Source organism: Paenibacillus sp. QJM3NY_38 (genome assembly GCF_056173265.1).
On sequence record NZ_CM149665.1, the window covers coordinates 3619947 to 3638586 of the forward strand.

The window sequence follows — 18640 nt, forward strand, 5'->3', positions numbered from 1 at the left end:
TCTTGTAATGTATTGAGTTCCCAATCAGCCGGATTTGGAAGAGCGAGACCTTTTGATTAAAATAATCAACGCTAGAATCAAAGGGACCCAGATCTGGAAGATAGGAAAATGGTATTTCAAATTTTGAGCAAACCCGATCCAGATATGATAAATAAAGTTCGGAGAGACGAACGAAATGGTAAAGATGAAAGCACCCACGATCACGGTTGTTTTTTTATGGCTGACATTGATCAGGCTGGAAAGACCGAGTACGGCGCCGAGGTAGAATGCGGTCATTTTAACGAATATGCCAATATAGATCAGCAGGATGATTAACGGGTCCAGACGCTCCAGAAAATCGGCAATTTCAATGAGACGAACCGACCGAAGCAGCGGAAAAGTCGATATGCTCGTTATGGTGGGATCCAGAATCGCAAGATTTAAAATATTGAATATCAATAAAAAGATACCTACGAATATATAGGACGACAAGGATGCCTTGGACAGCGTTTTCTTGTCTTCGAGATGACTCCAAAACATGAGAAATACTACGATCTGACCGAACGGAAAACTAATCACCTCCGGCAATGATGCTCGCAGCACGGGCAGGATTCCGTTTTCTAATATGGGCATAAGGCGCTCAAGATGAATGATATTTGAACCGATGAACATGAGAACGATCAGGATATACCCGATCAACGTGAAAGGAAGCAGGAATTCGGTGACGCGAAAGAATACCTCAATGCCTTTCCATACGGCATAACCGGACAGCAACACCATTAAGAGAATCAGGAAGTACAGCGGTGTGCTGGGGAGAAAGGAGATATTGATAATGTCCGCGAACTCGCGGGTATTCCTCATGGATTCATACGCAAAATAAACGATATAGGCTGCAGTAATGATGGAACCGATATATTTGCCGAAGTGCTGATTTAAAATTTGGGGAAGAGCATGCTCCGAATTTTGGTTCTGGATATATAAATAGATGAACAGCAGTAACATTCCCGTGATCATCGCAACCAGCACGACCAGCCACGCATCTTGTTTAGCTTCAATCCCCAGTTCATACAAAGGGGTGCTGCCGATCATAAACAAGATGGTCATGGCAATGATTTGGTATTTACCGATCTTCTCCATTTGGGACCTCCTTGTTATAGGTATCGATAGCGTTCTACTTATTGGGTTCAATCAAATTCGAGAAGGGTTTATTGATCATATTCGTGTGTTCAACGGTGACTTTTACATTCAGTTTAAGTTCCAGTTCCTGGAGCGGTCTCTCCGAATTTGTAAGGTGTTTGCTGGCAGCAGGATACTTTCTGTGAATCATATCCATGAAACCAACCACGTCCACATTCAAATCCTTCATTCTCTTCCACGAAGCCAGCACCTCATCCTTGATCTGCTTGGCAATCGTATCCTCGAGTTTCGAAATAACGTCCGGGTTCGTCAAATCCATCGTACAGCTGGTTTCATCGAGAGCCCCCACTGTTTGAATATGGATCATCATGTTGACCGAACCGTTGACCATTTTGGGGTCCACTTGGGTCGATGATTGGATGACTCGGTAACTCGACAACCGGGAAGCGTCTCGATCGCTGCATGGGGTAACAATGATCAGGTTATGGACGCTGTTCGAGAGCCAAGCAACGCCTCTGCTTTCTTTACGCTTCATCCATCCCACCAGTTTGTCTCCTCGAAATACGCCCAAATCGCCAAGTTTGAGTACCGCTTGATTACGCGTTGACTTTAAGGCATCCAAGTTAGATTGTTCCTCTTGGTTGCCGGACACCCTTAACTCTGGAGCCATGGCGCTTTTGTAGGGATTGGCGACCATCGATGCAAAATCAATCAATTTAATATTTTTTACTTGGGACAGATTTTCTTGTCCTTGGGTAATGACCCGTTGAATCGCGTTTCCTGTTATTTTCTCTAATGGAATGAGCACTTCCAATAGATTGGAGGCTTTATCCTTGGTCAGGAGAACCGACATCGTTTCCCGACTTTCCACCGGACGGAGGAAAAAATCAAGGATTTGCCGTACGCCTTCATTCCGAACGACTTGTTCATTGATAATCAGTACGGAGTTATGGGCAAAAAACAGCGCACGCGGCGCTTCTAAATTCGCGTTCTGCATCGCTTCGCGAATGGTCTTGCCCCTGGTGGAGAAGATGGTGATCGGAGATTGGCTTCCCCCGGCTCCGCCGCCGGTCTGGGTGGCGATGGACTGCGGAATGACGACTTGGAAGGAGATGACCCATTCGTCCTCGCTGCGGTCTATGGACGTCGCCGATACAATACTAAGCGAGTTTAACTCTTGACTATCCCAGCAACCATTGAGCAGCAGTGAGGCAGCCAACATGAGAATCAGGAGATTCAGCTTCCGGTTCATCTGTTCTTCACCTCCGAGTTATACCAGTTATATATTATTTCTTGCCATCGGAAGGCGATGGACGCTGGTTCATTTTTTGCCGTTTCGCGTTAGTACGGTTGATAAGGGTCGGTCTTGTCAGCATGGCCCACCATGGAACACGGACCAGAACGTCTTTTTGGTCTGATGGGATAAATGGAGCGAACGGAGTAAGATATGGCAAACCGAATGATCGCAAGCCGGATAGGTGGATCAGCATGGCGATTAATCCTGCCATAATTCCAAAGAGCCCTAAAGTTGCCGCCAATATCATAAAACCAAAACGGAGCAGTCTGGCGGAGTTGGCTATGCTCACAGAAGGCGCAACAAAGCTTGCAATGGCGGTAAATGCAACGATGATAACCATGGCAGCAGACACTAAGCCGGCCTGTACAGCAGCTTGACCCAGAACCAACGCGCCTACGATGGAGATCGCGGAGCCCATCGCTCTTGGCATACGAACACCGGCTTCCCTTAATACTTCGAACGTAATTTCCATAGCCAAGGCTTCGACAACGGCGGGAAAAGGGATGCCTTCCCGCTGTGCTGCAAGGCTGATCAGCAAGGTCGTTGGCAGCATTTCTTGATGAAACGTGGAGATTGCAATATAAAGTGAAGGGAGAAGCATCGATACCATAAAGGAAATGATGCGCAACAGCCGCAAAAAGGTCGCGATATCGAACTTTTGGTAGTAGTCTTCACTCGATTGAAACAGTTTGAAGATGGTGATGGGGGCGATCAACACAAACGGTGTCCCATCAACCAAAACGGCAACTTTCCCTTCCAGAATCGCACCAGCGATAGCATCCGGGCGCTCCGTATTAGTAATGGTAGGGAAGGGGGTGAACGTTGTATCTTGTATAAACTCTTCGATATACCCGCTCTCCAGGATGCTGTCGGTATCGATCTGGTCTAAACGATTCAATATTTCTTGCACGATCTTATCATTGGCGATGCCATTCAAATACATAACGGCAACATCCGTTTGGGTGACGCGGCCAATCTTGCGGTCCACGATCCAGAGGTCGGGGCTTTTAATTTTACGACGGATTAAGGCCGTATTCGTACGGATATTCTCGGTGAATCCTTCCTTCGGACCGCGAACGACGGTCTGAGATTGGGGTTCTTCTACACCGCGTTCCTCTCCGCCGATAGAACTGGCGATAATGCCTTGGGATGAACCGTCTATGAGAATCACAGTATTGCCTTCAAGCATGGCGGAGATCAGGGATTCCATATGCTCCAAATCGCTAATGCTGCCTATGGTTAAGAAACGGTTTTTGATGATGGACAAGATTTCTGCAGGGTCAGAGGCATGCAGCTTTTCATCGTAATCCTTAGAGGTTAAGGAATCCATGATCGAGTGATTGATGGTGAGCGTATCAACCAGTCCATCGATATAAATGACGGCCAAGGTGTAATCGCTTCCGAACATATGACTTAGAGTCCGAATAATGATATCCCGACTGTGGCCGGTTTGTTCTCTGATTCTATGTAAATTCTGATCCAAGCGGTCGGAGAGACGAGAGGATTCGGCGGGTTGTTCCGTTTGCTCGTTATGATGAAGGAGTGCCGTTTTCGAATGGGTTCGCTTTGTTCGTTTAAAAAAGGGCATGGGATCAGCTCGCTTTGACAAGATTCATACGATCTAAAGTTCCCTATTTCGGGTTTAATATTCTTTGCAAGGTGAAGACTTCATCCATATTTGGAGGCAGGTTAGTTTATCTATAAATGTTTTGTAGACTGACAGATCGACGAATCGGTGGTACCTTATAATTAGCTGATATCTCGCTAATAAAAGGATGAATGGCTTGGAGGCTTAGGGCAGTGAAAAATAAGCTTGAAACACGGATCGAAGGGGACCGCATTGTGCTCCGTCCCGTAAGGGAAGATGAATTTGATGCCTATTTCGGATTATTGCAGGATGCCGAATCTAACCGATTAACGGGAACGCAGCAGGCGTTTACCAAGGATTCGATTGCCGCCTGGATTCATAAAATCGGATACGCCCATGAGGATCGCCTGGATATGATGATTGCGGAGAAGGAAACGGACAGTTTAATTGGTGAAGTGGTCCTGAACGAAATCGACCTCAACAACCGCAGCTGCAATATCCGCATATCGATTTCAGGTAATCACAGCAATAAAGGATATGGCACGGAGGCCATGAAGCTCATGCTGCGTCATGGTTTCGAGATTTTACGTATGCACCGAATCGAGTTAGGTGTGTATGCGTTTAATCCTCGGGCTATACATGTTTATGAAAAGCTTGGTTTTAAACGGGAGGGTACTCTGCGGGACTCGATATGTTGGGACGGAACGTTCCATGATATGATTGTGATGTCGATCCTGGAGGAAGAATATCGGCAACTGCCATAGTTATTCGTATATGCTTTATATCAACAGAACAAAATTACACAGGTACAAGAAGTTGCCATTATCGGCGACTTCTTTTTTTGCTATTTTAAAAGGAGCTTCTTTTTCTTAATGAAATGTGACGAGAAACGAAATTTCATGGGGCTCAGCCCAACCAGCAGAATCTAAATAAGTGCCTGATGGCTGACATTTGCTTGATCGGCCACTGCTTTCAAAGTTAATCTTGAAGCTCCCCTTCTACACTTTAGTGAGGGAGGAGAAAACGGATGAAAAAGGGAAAAACGACCATAGCACTTATATTGTCTGCAATAGTCATGATTTTGCGGTATAATAACGTTTTCGAATGCTGTCTCAGCAAGCTATCGTATGCAGGGAGTCAAGCATGAGGATTTCCTTCTATTAAAGGATAACAATATGCGGCCGTTCTAAAATTATCATAAACAGCAGTCAAAGGAGCCTATATTATGAAGCCTTATACTTCTGACCGAATTAAAATCCCGCCGGGATTATGGGAAGGAATACATCAATTAGGGATTTCGGCTGACGACGTAGCTCGCAAAGCACAATTACCGCTTACCATCATAACGGAACCTACAGTTACTACCGCCCAATATTTCGCGATCTGGCAGGCCTATTCCGATCTCATGGGGGACACTGCCCAAAGCATCATCCAGCTTGCGACCGTCTTTGAAACGGCGAAGTACCCGCCGACCGTCTTAGCGCCTTACCACGCTCGTGACTATCGGGATGCTTTAAACCGAATGGCTCGGTATAAGCAACTATGTCCACCCGAAGGCTTGCTTATCACCGAGGAGGGGGAAAGCTGTAGCATCGAGCTGGAATGGCTGAATCCAGGCGAGCAATCTGGTCCGGCACTGCTCGTTGGTATTACACTGGCATGTCTTTTGGAGCTTGGACGACGGGGCACAGGTCGACCGCTGACCGCGCAATTGGTTGAATTCTCCCAGCCTATGGGCGATGTACAAGCACTTGAAGCTTATTTTGGCTGTCGCATCCGGATGGGCGCAAACCGTAACCGATTAACGCTCTATCGAAGAGATCTGGATCGCCCTTTTATCTCGTATAACGAAGAATTGCTGGAGATTCTGACTCCCGCTCTGGATCGTTCGCTTGATGAGCTACAGAGCAACCGCTCCATTACTGACCTGGTCAAATGGATCATGAAACGCAGTCTCACAGGAGGGCGCCCTGACATTCAGTCAGTGGCGAAGGAGCTCAATATGAGTGATCGTACGTTACAGCGCAGGCTGACGGATGCAAATGCAAGCTTCAAGCAATTGTTGACACAAGCAAGACATGAGCAGGCCATCGAGTACTTGGCAGACCCCTCGCTCGATATCAAAGAAGTTGCCTTTTTAATTGGATATGAAGACCAGAACTCGTTCTACCGTGCTTTCCGTCTTTGGGAAGGAGATACTCCATCACGTTGGCGCACTGAACATTTCAGTAGTCCTTCGCTATCCGAACACCGACAGGAAATGCTGACCATGGATTCATAGCATTCACAACTTAGCGCAGGTTACTTTTTCATTTGCAATTGGCGTGTTGTACTAGAACATTGGCGCGATATGCTAGTTACCCAGCTACCCATACAAGGTAATATGTACACTATCCAGAGCACAAAGGAGATATGTTTACATTATGGATATGGGATTAAACAATAAAACAGCGTTGGTTACAGGATCTACGAAAGGGATAGGCAAGGCTATCGCGATTGAACTTGCCAGAGAAGGTGTCCATGTTCTCATCAACGGACGAAATGATGAAGAGGTACAACGAACCGTTGATGAAATCAAGTCGGATTTCCCGAATACAAACCCTCAGAATGCGACCGCCGATTTGGTGGATATCGGGCAAAGAGAGGCTATATTTGAAAAATACCCTCACGTGGATATTCTGGTTAACAATATGGGGATATACGAAATCATGCAGTACGAGGATGTTAACGATGAAGTTTGGGATACCTACTTCCGTACGAATGTGCTTGCAGCCAACGGATTAACCCAATTTTATTTGCCCGGCATGCTAAAGAACGATTTTGGACGTATTATCTTCATGGCGAGTGAAGAAGCCCTTATGCCTTCTGGACAAATGCCGCAGTATGCCATGACAAAATCCATGCTGTTATCCTTGGCAAAAAGCTTGTCCAAATTAACGAAAGGTACTGAAGTAACAGTCAATACGATTTTGCCCGGCCCGACTCTCTCCGAGAACGTGCAGCATATTATCGAGGGAATATACGCCAATGAAGATATGACCTTTGCGGAAAAAGAGAAAGCTTTCATGAGTACAAACCTGCCACAATCTGAAATTCAACGATTTATTAGACCGATCGAAATCGGTAGACTGGCTGCATTCCTGTGCAGTCCTTATGCATCCGCGTTTAAAGGTTCACCAATCCGTATGGATGGGGGAATGGTGCCTACGATTTTCTAACTTATATATATCAGCTTATATATTAAAAGCTTGGGATCTAAAAGAGATCTCCAAGCTTTTTTAGTATTCATATGCAGCGGCCCTGATCCGAAGCTGGTTATTATTCACCTATTAATTCCAGCCTGGTCCGTCTTTTCTGATATACAATTCGAGACAATCCAACGCTGATCTCATATAAAAGGAACAGGGGCACAATGACGAGGATGTCCGACACGATATCCGGCGGTGTAATGGTTACGGCTGCAATCGTCAGCAGCAAATAGGAGATTTTCCGCATTTTAGCTAAGCGGAGCGGATTCAGGATGCCAATCGAGGTCAAGAACATGATAACGACGGGCATTTCGAACAGCACACCAAACGGTACGGTCATATGCACCATAAAACGGAAGTATCTCTCGGCGGTATATGCTGTTATGAAATGGTGCGATAGCGAATCCAGGAAGGACAGGACCATGGGATAAATGACAAAGTAGCCAAAGGCCAAACCCAATAGAAAAAGGGCTCCGATTGCGGGGATATACGCCAGTGAAGCACGCCGCTCAATGGTACTCAAGCCGGGTACAACGAATCGCCATACCTGAAATCCGGCAACAGGCATCGTCACCGCAAGAGCTATAACGCCTGCAATCATGAAGTATACCCAAATCACGTCCGTTGGTCCCAGTATCTGAAGCTGCCCCTCCACGTCGCGAGTCAGCATTTCATACAGCGGTTCAACATATAGAAAAGCGGCACAAAGGGCTACCAAAAAGGTGCCCAATGTGATGAGAATCCGCTTGCGGAGCTCTGTTAAGTGCTCTATTATATGCTGCTCCTGTTCTTGTCCCTGCTCTTGCTGGGTCATTTCAATTTATCTCCATCATGGATATCTTCACTCGAAACCAGTTCACGCGTTGAGTTTTTGAACTCGCTCAGTGTTCGACCGAATGCACGGCCCAGTTCAGGCAGCTTCGAAGGACCGAAAATAATCAAGGCGATCAACAGAATGAGGATCAGCCCTGTCACTCCGATGTTTCCCAGAGGCATATGATCAACTCCTTTACTTATTTTTTATCCGATGCCATATGCAGCAGCTCACTAATATCTCTGGCGATCGACTCGTCACGCGGCGCATCATGCAGCTTCGAGGCAATTCGGTCGATCAGCGCAGGAGCTTGAGGATTCGTTACCGTCAGAATTTGCACTTCTTCATTAAACATGTTCTTCACTTGCTCTTTGGCTTGCGACATATTATCGTTATCCGCTGTCTTTGCCCCGCTTACTCCTTCATCCGGCTCGCCTTTGCCCGACATTCCTTCCGTCTGACTTAACACCTTTTGCTGCATGTTGTCATAGTGGTTAGAAGAAACGCGTGATTCTGCACGTGCCAGAATAATCGTGTCATTGAGGACAAAAGCTTTCACTCCATCAATGCCCAGACCTGCAAGTCTTGACTGGACATGGGAAGAGACACCGCCTTCATGCAGGCTGGACGAGCCGATCATGCTGTACACGGACATGCCCATACCGCTTGTGGTATTGCCATGGACATTGGTTGTTTCGGTTTTCGGTCCATGATAGCTAGGGATCACGTCGGTGCTGTGCAAGTGAACGGCATCGGCATTATGCTGCTCCAAGGATTGCGCGTTTTGTTGATTGTCGTCGTTTTGATTTAAGCACGCTGTTAAAGATAGAAGCAGTGCCGAGCCCATAATCGGACCTTTCCACCTGCTCCACAATTGATTCATGAGCATTCGCCTCCATATCGGTTAGTAATTTTATCATGCCCGGATGGAGAATAATGTATGAATGAAATTTTGATGGGGACAATACCCATTATTCAAAAATGAAGAAGAGTAGGGGTGCTGAGAGTTTGAGCGAACAAGACGAACAACTAACCAAACCATCGAAGCCTGACGGCTCGCAGACGATGACACGACGGAAGTTTCTGAGAAACTCCGGTTATGCCGTGGGAGGTGTCGTGCTGGGCGGTGTACTCGGATATCTTTTGCCGAAGCGGGAAACCCCGCCTGCAGCACCGGCGCCTGAACAGAATGATAACAACTACAACCAAGCATTAATGTTCTTTAACCAGGAGCAATACAGGATCACGGAAGCAGCCGTAGAGCGTATTTTTCCTGCGGATGAGAACGGTCCGGGCGCCAAAGAGCTGGGCGCTGCATTCTTCATCGACCACCAGCTGGCCGGTGATTGGGGGTTCAATGCAAGAGATTATATGCAGCCCCCATTCTATGTTGGAGAGAAAACGCAAGGTTATCAGGGCCGATTAAGGCGACGGGAGATATTCTACATTGGTCTGCGCGAGATTCAGAACTACAGTCAAAAGAAGTATCAGAAAGATTTCCCTAGCCTGTCACCGGAGGAGCAGGATGCCGTGTTAACTGCCTTTCAGAACGATGAGGTCAAATTAACAACGATCTCGGCCAGCGGGTTCTTTAACCTGCTCCGCAGCAGCACATTGGAAGGGGTCTACAGTGATCCGCTGTATGGCGGTAACAAAAACATGCAGGGCTGGGTGATGCGTCAGTATCCGGGTAACCAAATGGCTTATACCAATATCATTGATAAAGATTTCACCGTGATCCCACCGAAGAGCTTAAAGGATCACCTATAACCGCTCATATATAGCGAAAGGAGTACAGATATGGCCAAAAAATTACCGAAAACGGATGTTGTCATTATCGGCGTCGGCTGGGCTGGCGGGATTATCGCTTCGGAATTGACCAAGAAGGGATTATCCGTTGTTGGTTTGGAAAGAGGTAAAGAAAGGGTAACGGAAGACTATTACATGGCTCATGATGAGCTCCGTTACGCGCTTCGGTACGATTTGATGCAGGACCTCTCCAAAGAAACGATTACTTTTCGGAGCACCGAAAAAATACGTGCGCTTCCGATGAGGCAGTATGGTTCGTTCCTGTTAGGGGAGGGGCTCGGAGGCGCCGGCGTGCATTGGAACGGGCAAACGTTCCGTTTCCTTCCCTACGATTTTAAAATCCGGAGCATGACGGAAGAACGATATGGGAAAGATAAAATACCGCCGGAAATGACGATCCAGGACTGGGGCATTACCTACGATCAACTCGAGCCGTTCTTTGATAAGTTCGAGAAGACGACCGGCATCTCCGGCGAGGAAAACCCCTTGGCAGGAAAACGTTCGAATCCTTACCCTACACCGCCTATGCTCCACACGCCATCTATGAAGATGTTTGCGGATGCTGCGAAAAACCTGAAACTTAATCCGTATACGGTTCCTTCAGCCAATCTGTCGGAAAGCTATACGAACCCGGATGGCATTTCGCGAGCAGCTTGCCAGTATTGTGGATACTGCGAGCGGTTTGGCTGCGAATATGGGGCGAAAGCGGATCCTGTCGTTACCGTGATACCTGTTGCGAAAAAAACCGGAAAGTTCGAAATCCGCACCCATTCCTATGTTCGTAGAATTCTGCATAAGGGCGGTAAGGCAACGGGCGTCATGTACACGGACTTAACGACCGGTGAGGAAATCGAACAGCCGGCCGATATCGTAGTCTCGACGGGATATGTATTTAACAATACCCGTTTGATGCTTCTCTCGAAAATCGGCAAACCATACGACTCGTCCAGCGGGACGGGCGTGATTGGCAAGAACTATGCCTATCAGGTCATCAAGGGGAATGCCGCCGGATTTTTTGAGGACAAATTCAATCTGTTTGCCGGTGCAGGAAGCCTAGGGATGAGCTTGGACGATTTTAACGGCGACAATTTCGATCACTCGGACCTGAAGTTCATTCATGGGGGGAACATTGCCCATACGGTAACCGGCCAACGACCTATTCAAAACAATCCTGTTCCGGAGGAATCACCGCGTTGGGGCAAAGAGTTTAAGGCGAATTCCTTGAAGTATGCCAACAGCGTACTGTCCGTAGGTTCTCAAGGTTCTTCGATGCCTTATCGGCATCACTACCTGGATTTGGACCCCACCTATAAGGACGCATTCGGCGACCCGTTGATTCGAATCACGTTTGATTTCGAAGAGCAGGACCGCCAATTGGCCAGGTATCTTTCCGATCGCTGCGCGGAGATCGTGCAGGAGATGGGAGGCCAGAATATCATGAAATTGAAGGAACTGGGACCTTACGAAATTACGACATACCAATCGACTCATAATACCGGCGGGGTGATTATGGGAGAGAACCCTGGCAATTCGGCCGTCAACAACTACATGCAAATGTGGGATATGGAAAACTTGTTTGTGGTAGGCGCATCCGCTTTCCCGCATAATAGCGGCTATAATCCGACCGGGACGGTCGGGGCTCTTGCCTATCGCACAGTGGATGGAATTCTGGAATACAGCAAAAAGGGCGGGCTGTTAGTATAGCTTGCATTTTACAAAAGGAGGCAGTTTCAACCATGTTCAGAAAAGGGTTACTGTTAGTATTGCTATTGACTTTTGCTCTTGCTGTGGTGGCATGTGGTGGTAATGATGGAGCAGATCCGGCTCCGGCGCCTACAGAAAACGGAGGACAAGCACCAGAAGAAGGAGCAACCGGCGGGGATGCGACCAATGATCAAGCCATGACGCTGTACAATGCCAACTGCATGGCTTGCCATGCAACAGATTTGGCCGGGGGCGGGAATTTCCCAAGCCTGCAAAACGTAGGGTCCAAATATGACGCCAGCGAAATTGCGGGTATTATTTCAAATGGGCGCAATGGAATGCCGGCATTCCAAGGCAGGCTGACGGAAGACGAAATTAATGTGCTGTCCCAATGGTTGGCTGCCAAAAAATAAGGCGAACAGGATATGAAAGTATGAGGACCCTCATGCTACAATGCAGATATAAATCGCGTTGTGGTCATGGGGGTTTTCTCACATGGTTACAGCGGTAAGAATGGTACACTTTTGGAGGTGGGCTGTGAAGTTTATGACAGAGACGTTCGTATCCTCCTATAGCACATGTTCGATACAGTGCCGGACGGTGGTTTGCTTTTTTGCCGGTGTCCTGACCTATCGAAATAATTTTGAAGATGCTGCAAGCGAGGTTGCCCGAAGATATCCGAATGCCAAAATCTTGATGATCTTTCCGTACGGAATGGCGAACGGCATATCGGGTTCCTCGTTAGTCCGTCTACTGGCCCGGCAGCTTACGCAAGTTGGCTATGACTTGGTTCGAGAGCAGTCTCAGCGGGTTATGGATGCAGGACAAACCATCCATGAGCATGCAGCAGATGCGGAGCAGCTGATCCTGATCGGGCACAGCGCCGGAGGCGTGATCGCTTATAAGACAGGGCTTTATTTGGAGGAGAAGTTTGATTATCGGGAAATCCATGTGTTTGCTGTAGGATGTCCAAGGTTTTATTTGAAGGATATTCCTTACAATGACCGGTTTACATATATCACGGGTCAGAATCCGGACAGGATCACTAGAATTGGCAGTTGGCGCAAGCCGGGTTCCAGGGTGTACCGTGGAAGGCCGGGGCGTGAGATTCAACTGGATTTTAATCCGGATCATCAAGGATGGCGGTTTCATGCCTCTTATTTTCTGAAATCGGGCTGGACGGATTCTAACGAAGCATTCCATACCAATTCAGTTGATCTTATATCCAAAATCCATGAATTGCACCCTGAAAAATAAGCATTACGTAATAAATATTATGTAAACTAAAATGTGCAAGCATCCACTGGCAGATTGAGTTGGTCCATGTGTAATCAATGTACAAAAAGTAACCGTTCCTTTGTTAATGGTCTGGGTCGCACCTCCATTTTACAAAAGAACGGTTTCTTTGCGTCTAAAAGTAAGGAATATGCACGGTGTAGCGGAGACGACGAATCGATTCCGGACAAGCGTCAGTGCTCGCCTATGCGCCCACATTTCATCCTCGATCAGAACGATGTTTACAGCTGTATATTCGTCTGATGATTTTTACGGAATTTCAGGGGAGAGAGACCGATTATGGTTTTAAACGTGCGCCCGAAATGGGTTGAATTCTCGAAGCCGACGCTTTCGGCGATATCCGAAACTTGCATATTGGATTCTTTCAACAAATGACACGCTTGCTTGATCCGTACGTGATTCACGTACTCGATCAGGGTAAACCCCGTCGATTCCTTGAAGGTTCGGCTAAGATGGGAGGGACTTACATGGAATCGGCTGGTGAGTTCCTCTAAAGTGAGGCGCTGATCGTAATGGTGATTGATAAAGTGGGCGATATGGGAGATTCGTTGATGAACCTGGTTGGTAGCGATAGTTATGTATTGGCGACCGCTGTTCAGAATACGGTGGATGAACACCAAAAGCTCGGACAACAGGATTTTGAGATAGAAATTCGACTCTGGAGATTCGTTAGCCGATTCGATGGCCATCTTCGCAAAAAGCCCTTCGACATACCCCTGCTCCTGACCCTTTAACCGGATGGAACCGGAACCTGCTTGGAAAGGGGAGAGGGGATGAAAAGACGAATCCTCGGTCAACAACCCGCCTAAAAACTCTTCTTGAAAGAGCAGGGTTACTCTTTCGAATGGGGCACCGTTAGGATTGATCAGACGGTGTCCCTCGTTCTTGCGAATGAGCAGCATAGAACCGCCCACGAGCTGAAACGGCTGGCTCCCAATACAATAATGCAGCTCGCCCGAGACAATGTACAGAATTTCATAAGCGTCGTGATAGTGGAATGAAGGAATACTCGATCGGGATTTGCTCTCTCGACTGATATAAAAGGGATCGGAGCAAAAAAAGTTGATGTCAAATCACCTCACACGAAATCCGGCTAGGTCATGATGTCCTCATTGTACCCGAAGCCTGTTGAATTGTTAATCAAAATAACAGCAGGATATGTTGAAAATGGCCCTTTTTAAATAAGATTCCGCGAGAATCCCAAGAAAACATGGGATATATTCAAGAAGGCGGGGTTCATATCGAATCCCCAAGCCAAACCGTTCATACTGAACGGGAAAGGGGTTGCAAAGCATGCGAATCAAGAAGAAAAGAGGACGGAATGCAAAGCGAATGTTCTTATTGTTTTTAGCATTATTGTTGATCCCCTGGACATTGCCGGCAAATTCTCATGCCGGCTCCGTGACGTCCAAGCCCGAGCTAGCCTCTGATGGACCGGGGAAAGCGGCCGAAGCCGTAATCGCCGAATGGGTCTTCAAGAACAAGGGAGAAGGAGGCATCCATCCTGCAACCGGAGGGATCAACAAGGCTTCCTCCATCCTCCAGCAGGTCGGAGGATATTTTGAATACTACGATAGTAAAGCCCAAGACATCAGCTATCAGGGCTGGGACAATGGCCAGGGCAAGAAATATTGGTTGGCCACGGTTCCTACGTCAGCCTACAAGAATATCAAACTATCCTCGGAGCAAAGCTCTTCGGGTTCCGCGCCGAACGATTTCAAAGTACAGGTAAGCACCGACCGAACGGTATGGACAGACGTTCCGGGAGGCACTGTACAGATGAATATCGTTTCAAGTTACAATTGTCCGAATCAATCCTGCATACTCCGCAACCTCCCCCTGCCGAATGCAGACGATAAGCAAATGCTGTATATCCGCTGGGTGGTTAACTCCAATAAGCCAACCAACCCCAAAGATAATCCGAATGGCATTGGATCAGGAGGTTCCAGTAAAATTCGGAACATTCGCGTAACCGGGGAGCCGATATCCGGAACTACGCCTGAACAGCCTACCATCGACTTATCCTATGTGCCGGAACAAGGTGGCGAAAAGGTAGCCGTGACAACGCCGATTGAGGTTAAGTTCAACAAACCAATCACGGTAACGGCCAAACAGGAGATCACGGTACGGGATGGCCAGAATCAGCCTGTTCCAGGCCTTGCCGTCGAAGTTATAAACCAAACGACCTTACGCATTGGGCATGGCGGATTAGGTCAAGGGAAGAGCTACAGGGTTACCATACCCCAAACCGCGGTCCAAGGAAAAGACGGCTCCCCTCTGCTACGAAATATCGAGTGGAGCTTTACGACTGTAGGAGCCGTCTCTCAGCCGAAACTTATTAACATGACCTTGAACGGCGATCCAAAAACGAGCATGGCTTTCGCCTGGTACACGGATACGTCGGCCGCAACGAAAGTCCAGGTTGCCGAATCAACGGGAACCGGAAACCTGTTTCCGAAAGAGGGATTTCTTGAATTCACCGGCTCCTCGGAGGAAATTTCGACGTATATGACCAAGAGCGACAGAACGACCGGAAAGAAGAAAAAGTTTTTCAGCCATAAAGCAAGCGCGGATGGATTAAAGCCGGGAACCGATTATGTATTCCGGGTAGGCGACGGTTCAATATGGAGCTCCGTTGGATCGTTCACAACCGATACGGCAACACCGCAGCCATATCGATTTATCGTGGGAGCCGACTCTCAGGCCTCAAGCAAATCAGGCTTTGAACCATGGGCGGATACCTTCAAGAAAGCCTACGAACATATGGGCAACCCCAAATTTCTGATCAATGCCGGCGATCTGGTCGATAATGGCGACTTGGAGGAGCAGTGGCAGTGGATGCTCGGACTCGCGCAGGAGCATCTGATGAAAGTGCCATTTGTACCCGTACTGGGCGGACACGAAGTATCGGATTGGGACGGGGATGCCACGACGCCGAATAATAACTTTTACAACCATTTCAATCTGCCGCGGAAAGTGGTGGATGCGACTCATGACGGCTCGGTTTATTCTTTTGAATACGGCGACGCGCTTTACATGGTGTACAACTCGCAGTTTGACGGCAAGCTGAATGAAGACGGCTCCGTCGATTGGGACGACGATCAGCACGAACAATTTTGGAATCAGATTGATTGGATGAGAAACACGGTGGCGAAGACCGACAAGAAGTGGAAGTTCGTCACGCTTCATAAAGCGCCTTATGCAGCCGGCGATAATTCCGCGCAATGGGAAGGGGATCGCGTTGAATTTTACCGGAAAAATCTGATTCCGGTTTTTGACGAGCTTGGCATCGATATGGTGTTCGAGGCTCACGATCATATGTACATGCGTTCCTTCCAAATGTATGGGGACAAGGTCATCGATCCGAAAAAAACTGGAAAAAGACGAAGCTGGCAATGTCGTCAATCCTCAAGGAACGGTGTATCTGATGTCCAACGCGTTTGGAAACAAATTCTATTACAAGAACGAACCGTATGACGACTACTTCGCAGCGATTAACAACCAGCCGAAGAAAAAAATGTTTACGGATGTGTCGGTTTCAGATCAAATTCTGAAATTCGATGCCTATACGGCTGCTATTGAAGATGAAGGAAAGAGCGGATACGGAAAAAATGGGCTCAAGGTATACGATCATTACGGTATTAAACGAACAGACACCAAACCGAATCCGGTAGAGGGAGCACAGGTTAAGCTCCAAGGTACCAAAGCTACGTTGACCTGGAAGGCTCCTTCCTCAAGTAATGAGCAGGTAAGAGGATTCCGAATTTATGAACAGGATGACAAGATCAGCAAGCATTGGAGCCTTTATGTGCCAGTGAAGTCGGGAACGTCGGAGTACAGCGTCGTTATCGACAAATTGAATCCGGATATCCAATATAATCTGGTGATCAAGTCCGTTGGCAGAAGAGACAATTCCAGTCCAGTCACGATAAGCACATCGGATCATGCCGAGGGGAATGAACCTCCATCTGCTGTGGATGGTTTAGCGGGTAAAGGGGTGTCACCTTTTCAAATCGACCTGATCTGGAGAGCGCCTTCCGGCAAGGCGCCGGATCGGTATCATATTTACCGCAACGATCGTCACGTTGGAACAACCAAGGAAATAACATTTGCTGATACCGGGCTGACGCCCGACACGGAATATCGGTACAAGGTGACGGCCGTCACCTCAGGAGGCGTCGAATCACTGCCGTCTGCAGAAATTCGCTTGAAAACGATGACTTCTTCACAAGGCACCGGGCCTTACAAACCGTTCCCGCAGCATACGGCTTACAGCTCCGGCTCGATCAAGCCGAATCATGTGCAACAAGCGCAGCTGGATGAAACCGTTGCCCGGCTGTATGATGAATGGAAGCAGAAATACTTGAAAAAGAAGCCGTACCTTCAATCTTCCGAGCCGGATCAGTACTACGTGTGGTATGCCGACGGGGACTGGTTTCAAGAGGAGTATGACGAGGAGCTGAAGGTTAATTATCAACCCATGACCGTTTCGGAAGCGCATGGATACGGGATGCTGATCACCGCACATATGGCGGGTCATGATCCTAAGGCCAAGGCTTATTTTGACGGATTATATCGATATTTCAGAGCACATCCGAGCAAGATCAACCCGGAGCTCATGGCTTGGAAGCAGGGTGACACAGGTCAGGCCGTCGTAAATGTCGGCGGTGTTGATTCGGCCACAGATGGTGATATGGATATCGCCTACGCTTTGCTCCTTGCGGATCGCCAGTGGGGAAGCGACGGTGAGATCAATTACTTGGCCGAAGCTAAAAAAGTAATCGATGCGATCATGAAGAGCGATGTTAATCACGCCGAGTGGACGTTGAAGCTTGCTGATTGGGTGAGCGACGACGATGCTAAGTATGGCAGCGCTACGCGTCCTTCCGATTTTATGCTTCAGCATTTGAAGGACTTCAAAAACGCGAGCGGAGACGCCAATTGGGACCGGGTCATCGACAAGACCTATTCCATTAGCGAAGAGGTATACAAAAAATACAGTCCGAATGCGGGGCTGCTGCCCGACTTTGTGGAGAAGAAAAACGGCAGCTATGCACCGGCAGAACCGGAATTCCTGGAGTCTGAAACAGACGGAGATTTCAGTTATAACTCTTCGCGCATTCCTTGGCGGCTCGGCACGGATGCTCTTATGACCGGGGAAACCCGTGCGAAAGAGCAGCTAAATAAAATGACGTCATGGATTCGCCAAGTGACCGGGAATGATCCGGGCAAAATATATGGCGGCTACAAGCTGGACGGGTCAAAAGCACTGGTGGATTATACGGATACCTCATTTTCTGCGCCGATGATGGTCAGCGCCATGATCAATCCGGCGAATCAGCAGTGGCTCAACCGATTATGGGACCACAATGCCTCCATTTCTACGAACGATGACGTTTATTTTGGAAATACGCTTCGTCTCCTAAGCATGATTGTCGTTTCGGGTAACTGGTGGTCACCGACCATCGCAGACACCGAAGCGCCAATCCAGCCAACCATCGAAGAAGCGGTAGCCGTATCCGATTCATCCGTTGAACTGAAATGGACGCCTTCATTCGATAATGCGGGAATTGCAGAGTATAAGGTTTATCGGAATAATACCGTCATTGGCGTGTCGAATACGACGGATTATAAGGATAGCGGCTTGATGCCGAATACAACGTATCAATATTTTATCGTTGCGTACGATACCTCAGGTAACAGGTCTAAAATTAGCAATGTCAGAATCGTCTCGACGGGGAAGCCATGAATGTAATGCGATGATGACC

16 protein-coding genes are annotated in these 18640 nt (G+C 47.9%); 9 read left to right on the plus strand and 7 right to left on the minus strand.

Annotated features, from left to right (window positions below):
- Window positions 1-24: 24 nt before the first annotated feature.
- The 3 genes from AC0VZ8_RS16665 to AC0VZ8_RS16675 are packed head-to-tail and all read right to left on the minus strand — an operon-like array spanning window position 25 to window position 4001.
- On the minus strand, window positions 25-1116 hold the full coding sequence (locus AC0VZ8_RS16665) for a GerAB/ArcD/ProY family transporter (protein ID WP_260067204.1): 1092 nt from the start codon (window positions 1114-1116) through the stop codon (window positions 25-27).
- 34 nt (window positions 1117-1150) lie between these two features.
- Window positions 1151-2368, minus strand: a complete 1218-nt coding sequence (locus tag AC0VZ8_RS16670) for a Ger(x)C family spore germination protein (RefSeq protein ID WP_260067203.1) — start codon at window positions 2366-2368, stop codon at window positions 1151-1153.
- A gap of 34 nt (window positions 2369-2402) precedes the next feature.
- Window positions 2403-4001 (minus strand): spore germination protein, encoded by a 1599-nt coding sequence (locus AC0VZ8_RS16675; RefSeq protein WP_475487609.1) that lies wholly within the window; start codon window positions 3999-4001, stop codon window positions 2403-2405.
- Window positions 4002-4213: 212 nt separating this feature from the next.
- Between AC0VZ8_RS16675 and AC0VZ8_RS16680 the strand changes: the two genes are divergently transcribed.
- The 3 genes from AC0VZ8_RS16680 (at window position 4214) to AC0VZ8_RS16690 (ending at window position 7219) form a co-directional block, all read left to right on the plus strand.
- A complete protein-coding gene (locus AC0VZ8_RS16680) occupies window positions 4214-4765 on the plus strand; it encodes a GNAT family N-acetyltransferase (RefSeq protein ID WP_475487610.1) in 552 nt (183 codons plus the stop codon).
- Window positions 4766-5226: 461 nt separating this feature from the next.
- Window positions 5227-6282, plus strand: a complete 1056-nt coding sequence (locus tag AC0VZ8_RS16685; protein ID WP_475487611.1) for a helix-turn-helix domain-containing protein — start codon at window positions 5227-5229, stop codon at window positions 6280-6282.
- Window positions 6283-6424: 142 nt separating this feature from the next.
- The gene (locus tag AC0VZ8_RS16690; protein ID WP_475487612.1) at window positions 6425-7219 is read left to right on the plus strand and encodes an SDR family NAD(P)-dependent oxidoreductase; all 795 of its coding nucleotides are present in this window, start codon (window positions 6425-6427) and stop codon (window positions 7217-7219) included.
- Between the two features lie 100 nt (window positions 7220-7319).
- Here AC0VZ8_RS16690 and tatC read toward each other — a convergent pair whose 3' ends face one another.
- The 3 genes from tatC to AC0VZ8_RS16705 are packed head-to-tail and all read right to left on the minus strand — an operon-like array spanning window position 7320 to window position 8946.
- A complete protein-coding gene (gene tatC, locus AC0VZ8_RS16695) occupies window positions 7320-8063 on the minus strand; it encodes a twin-arginine translocase subunit TatC (RefSeq protein ID WP_475487613.1) in 744 nt (247 codons plus the stop codon).
- A complete protein-coding gene (tatA, locus tag AC0VZ8_RS16700) occupies window positions 8060-8245 on the minus strand; it encodes a twin-arginine translocase TatA/TatE family subunit (RefSeq protein ID WP_071221680.1) in 186 nt (61 codons plus the stop codon). Before tatA ends, tatC begins: the two co-directional genes overlap by 4 nt.
- A 17-nt stretch (window positions 8246-8262) precedes the next feature.
- Entirely contained in the window at window positions 8263-8946 is a 684-nt protein-coding gene (locus AC0VZ8_RS16705; protein ID WP_475487614.1) for a hypothetical protein, read from the minus strand.
- Between the two features lie 125 nt (window positions 8947-9071).
- Here AC0VZ8_RS16705 and AC0VZ8_RS16710 point away from each other — a divergent pair, with 125 nt between their 5' ends.
- The 4 genes from AC0VZ8_RS16710 to AC0VZ8_RS16725 all read left to right on the plus strand — a co-directional run bounded on the left by AC0VZ8_RS16710 (window position 9072) and on the right by AC0VZ8_RS16725 (window position 12833).
- Window positions 9072-9833: a gluconate 2-dehydrogenase subunit 3 family protein gene (locus AC0VZ8_RS16710; protein ID WP_475487615.1), complete on the plus strand. Its 762-nt coding sequence runs from the start codon at window positions 9072-9074 to the stop codon at window positions 9831-9833.
- A 30-nt stretch (window positions 9834-9863) separates the two neighbouring features.
- Window positions 9864-11576, plus strand: a complete 1713-nt coding sequence (locus tag AC0VZ8_RS16715) for a GMC family oxidoreductase (protein WP_475487616.1) — start codon at window positions 9864-9866, stop codon at window positions 11574-11576.
- Between the two features lie 32 nt (window positions 11577-11608).
- Window positions 11609-11989 (plus strand): c-type cytochrome, encoded by a 381-nt coding sequence (locus tag AC0VZ8_RS16720; RefSeq protein WP_475487617.1) that lies wholly within the window; start codon window positions 11609-11611, stop codon window positions 11987-11989.
- Window positions 11990-12122: 133 nt separating this feature from the next.
- A complete protein-coding gene (locus AC0VZ8_RS16725; RefSeq protein ID WP_475487700.1) occupies window positions 12123-12833 on the plus strand; it encodes a lipase family protein in 711 nt (236 codons plus the stop codon).
- Between the two features lie 260 nt (window positions 12834-13093).
- On the opposite strand, the gene AC0VZ8_RS16730 is transcribed toward AC0VZ8_RS16725, so the two are convergent.
- Window positions 13094-13939, minus strand: a complete 846-nt coding sequence (locus AC0VZ8_RS16730) for a helix-turn-helix domain-containing protein (protein ID WP_475487701.1) — start codon at window positions 13937-13939, stop codon at window positions 13094-13096.
- Window positions 13940-14165: 226 nt separating this feature from the next.
- On the opposite strand from AC0VZ8_RS16730, the gene AC0VZ8_RS16735 reads away from it, so the two are divergent.
- Entirely contained in the window at window positions 14166-16349 is a 2184-nt protein-coding gene (locus AC0VZ8_RS16735) for a fibronectin type III domain-containing protein (protein ID WP_475487618.1), read from the plus strand.
- Window positions 16300-18621 (plus strand): glycosyl hydrolase family 8, encoded by a 2322-nt coding sequence (locus AC0VZ8_RS16740; protein ID WP_475487619.1) that lies wholly within the window; start codon window positions 16300-16302, stop codon window positions 18619-18621. The genes AC0VZ8_RS16735 and AC0VZ8_RS16740 overlap by 50 nt, the downstream gene beginning before the upstream one ends.
- Window positions 18622-18640 lie beyond the last annotated feature (19 nt).

What these genes read in the sequence shown, in the direction of transcription:
- AC0VZ8_RS16690 (WP_475487612.1), top strand. Translation starts at nt 6,425, where the DNA reads ATGGATATGGGATTAAACAATAAAACAGCGTTGGTTACAGGATCTACG.
- AC0VZ8_RS16725 (WP_475487700.1), top strand. Translation starts at nt 12,123, where the DNA reads ATGACAGAGACGTTCGTATCCTCCTATAGCACATGTTCGATACAGTGC.
- AC0VZ8_RS16675 (WP_475487609.1), bottom strand. Translation starts at nt 4,001, where the DNA reads ATGCCCTTTTTTAAACGAACAAAGCGAACCCATTCGAAAACGGCACTC.
- AC0VZ8_RS16720 (WP_475487617.1), top strand. Translation starts at nt 11,609, where the DNA reads ATGTTCAGAAAAGGGTTACTGTTAGTATTGCTATTGACTTTTGCTCTT.
- tatC (WP_475487613.1), bottom strand. Translation starts at nt 8,063, where the DNA reads ATGACCCAGCAAGAGCAGGGACAAGAACAGGAGCAGCATATAATAGAG.
- AC0VZ8_RS16740 (WP_475487619.1), top strand. Translation starts at nt 16,300, where the DNA reads ATGTCCAACGCGTTTGGAAACAAATTCTATTACAAGAACGAACCGTAT.
- AC0VZ8_RS16715 (WP_475487616.1), top strand. Translation starts at nt 9,864, where the DNA reads ATGGCCAAAAAATTACCGAAAACGGATGTTGTCATTATCGGCGTCGGC.
- AC0VZ8_RS16685 (WP_475487611.1), top strand. Translation starts at nt 5,227, where the DNA reads ATGAAGCCTTATACTTCTGACCGAATTAAAATCCCGCCGGGATTATGG.
- AC0VZ8_RS16735 (WP_475487618.1), top strand. Translation starts at nt 14,166, where the DNA reads ATGCGAATCAAGAAGAAAAGAGGACGGAATGCAAAGCGAATGTTCTTA.
- AC0VZ8_RS16705 (WP_475487614.1), bottom strand. Translation starts at nt 8,946, where the DNA reads ATGAATCAATTGTGGAGCAGGTGGAAAGGTCCGATTATGGGCTCGGCA.
- AC0VZ8_RS16665 (WP_260067204.1), bottom strand. Translation starts at nt 1,116, where the DNA reads ATGGAGAAGATCGGTAAATACCAAATCATTGCCATGACCATCTTGTTT.
- AC0VZ8_RS16670 (WP_260067203.1), bottom strand. Translation starts at nt 2,368, where the DNA reads ATGAACCGGAAGCTGAATCTCCTGATTCTCATGTTGGCTGCCTCACTG.
- tatA (WP_071221680.1), bottom strand. Translation starts at nt 8,245, where the DNA reads ATGCCTCTGGGAAACATCGGAGTGACAGGGCTGATCCTCATTCTGTTG.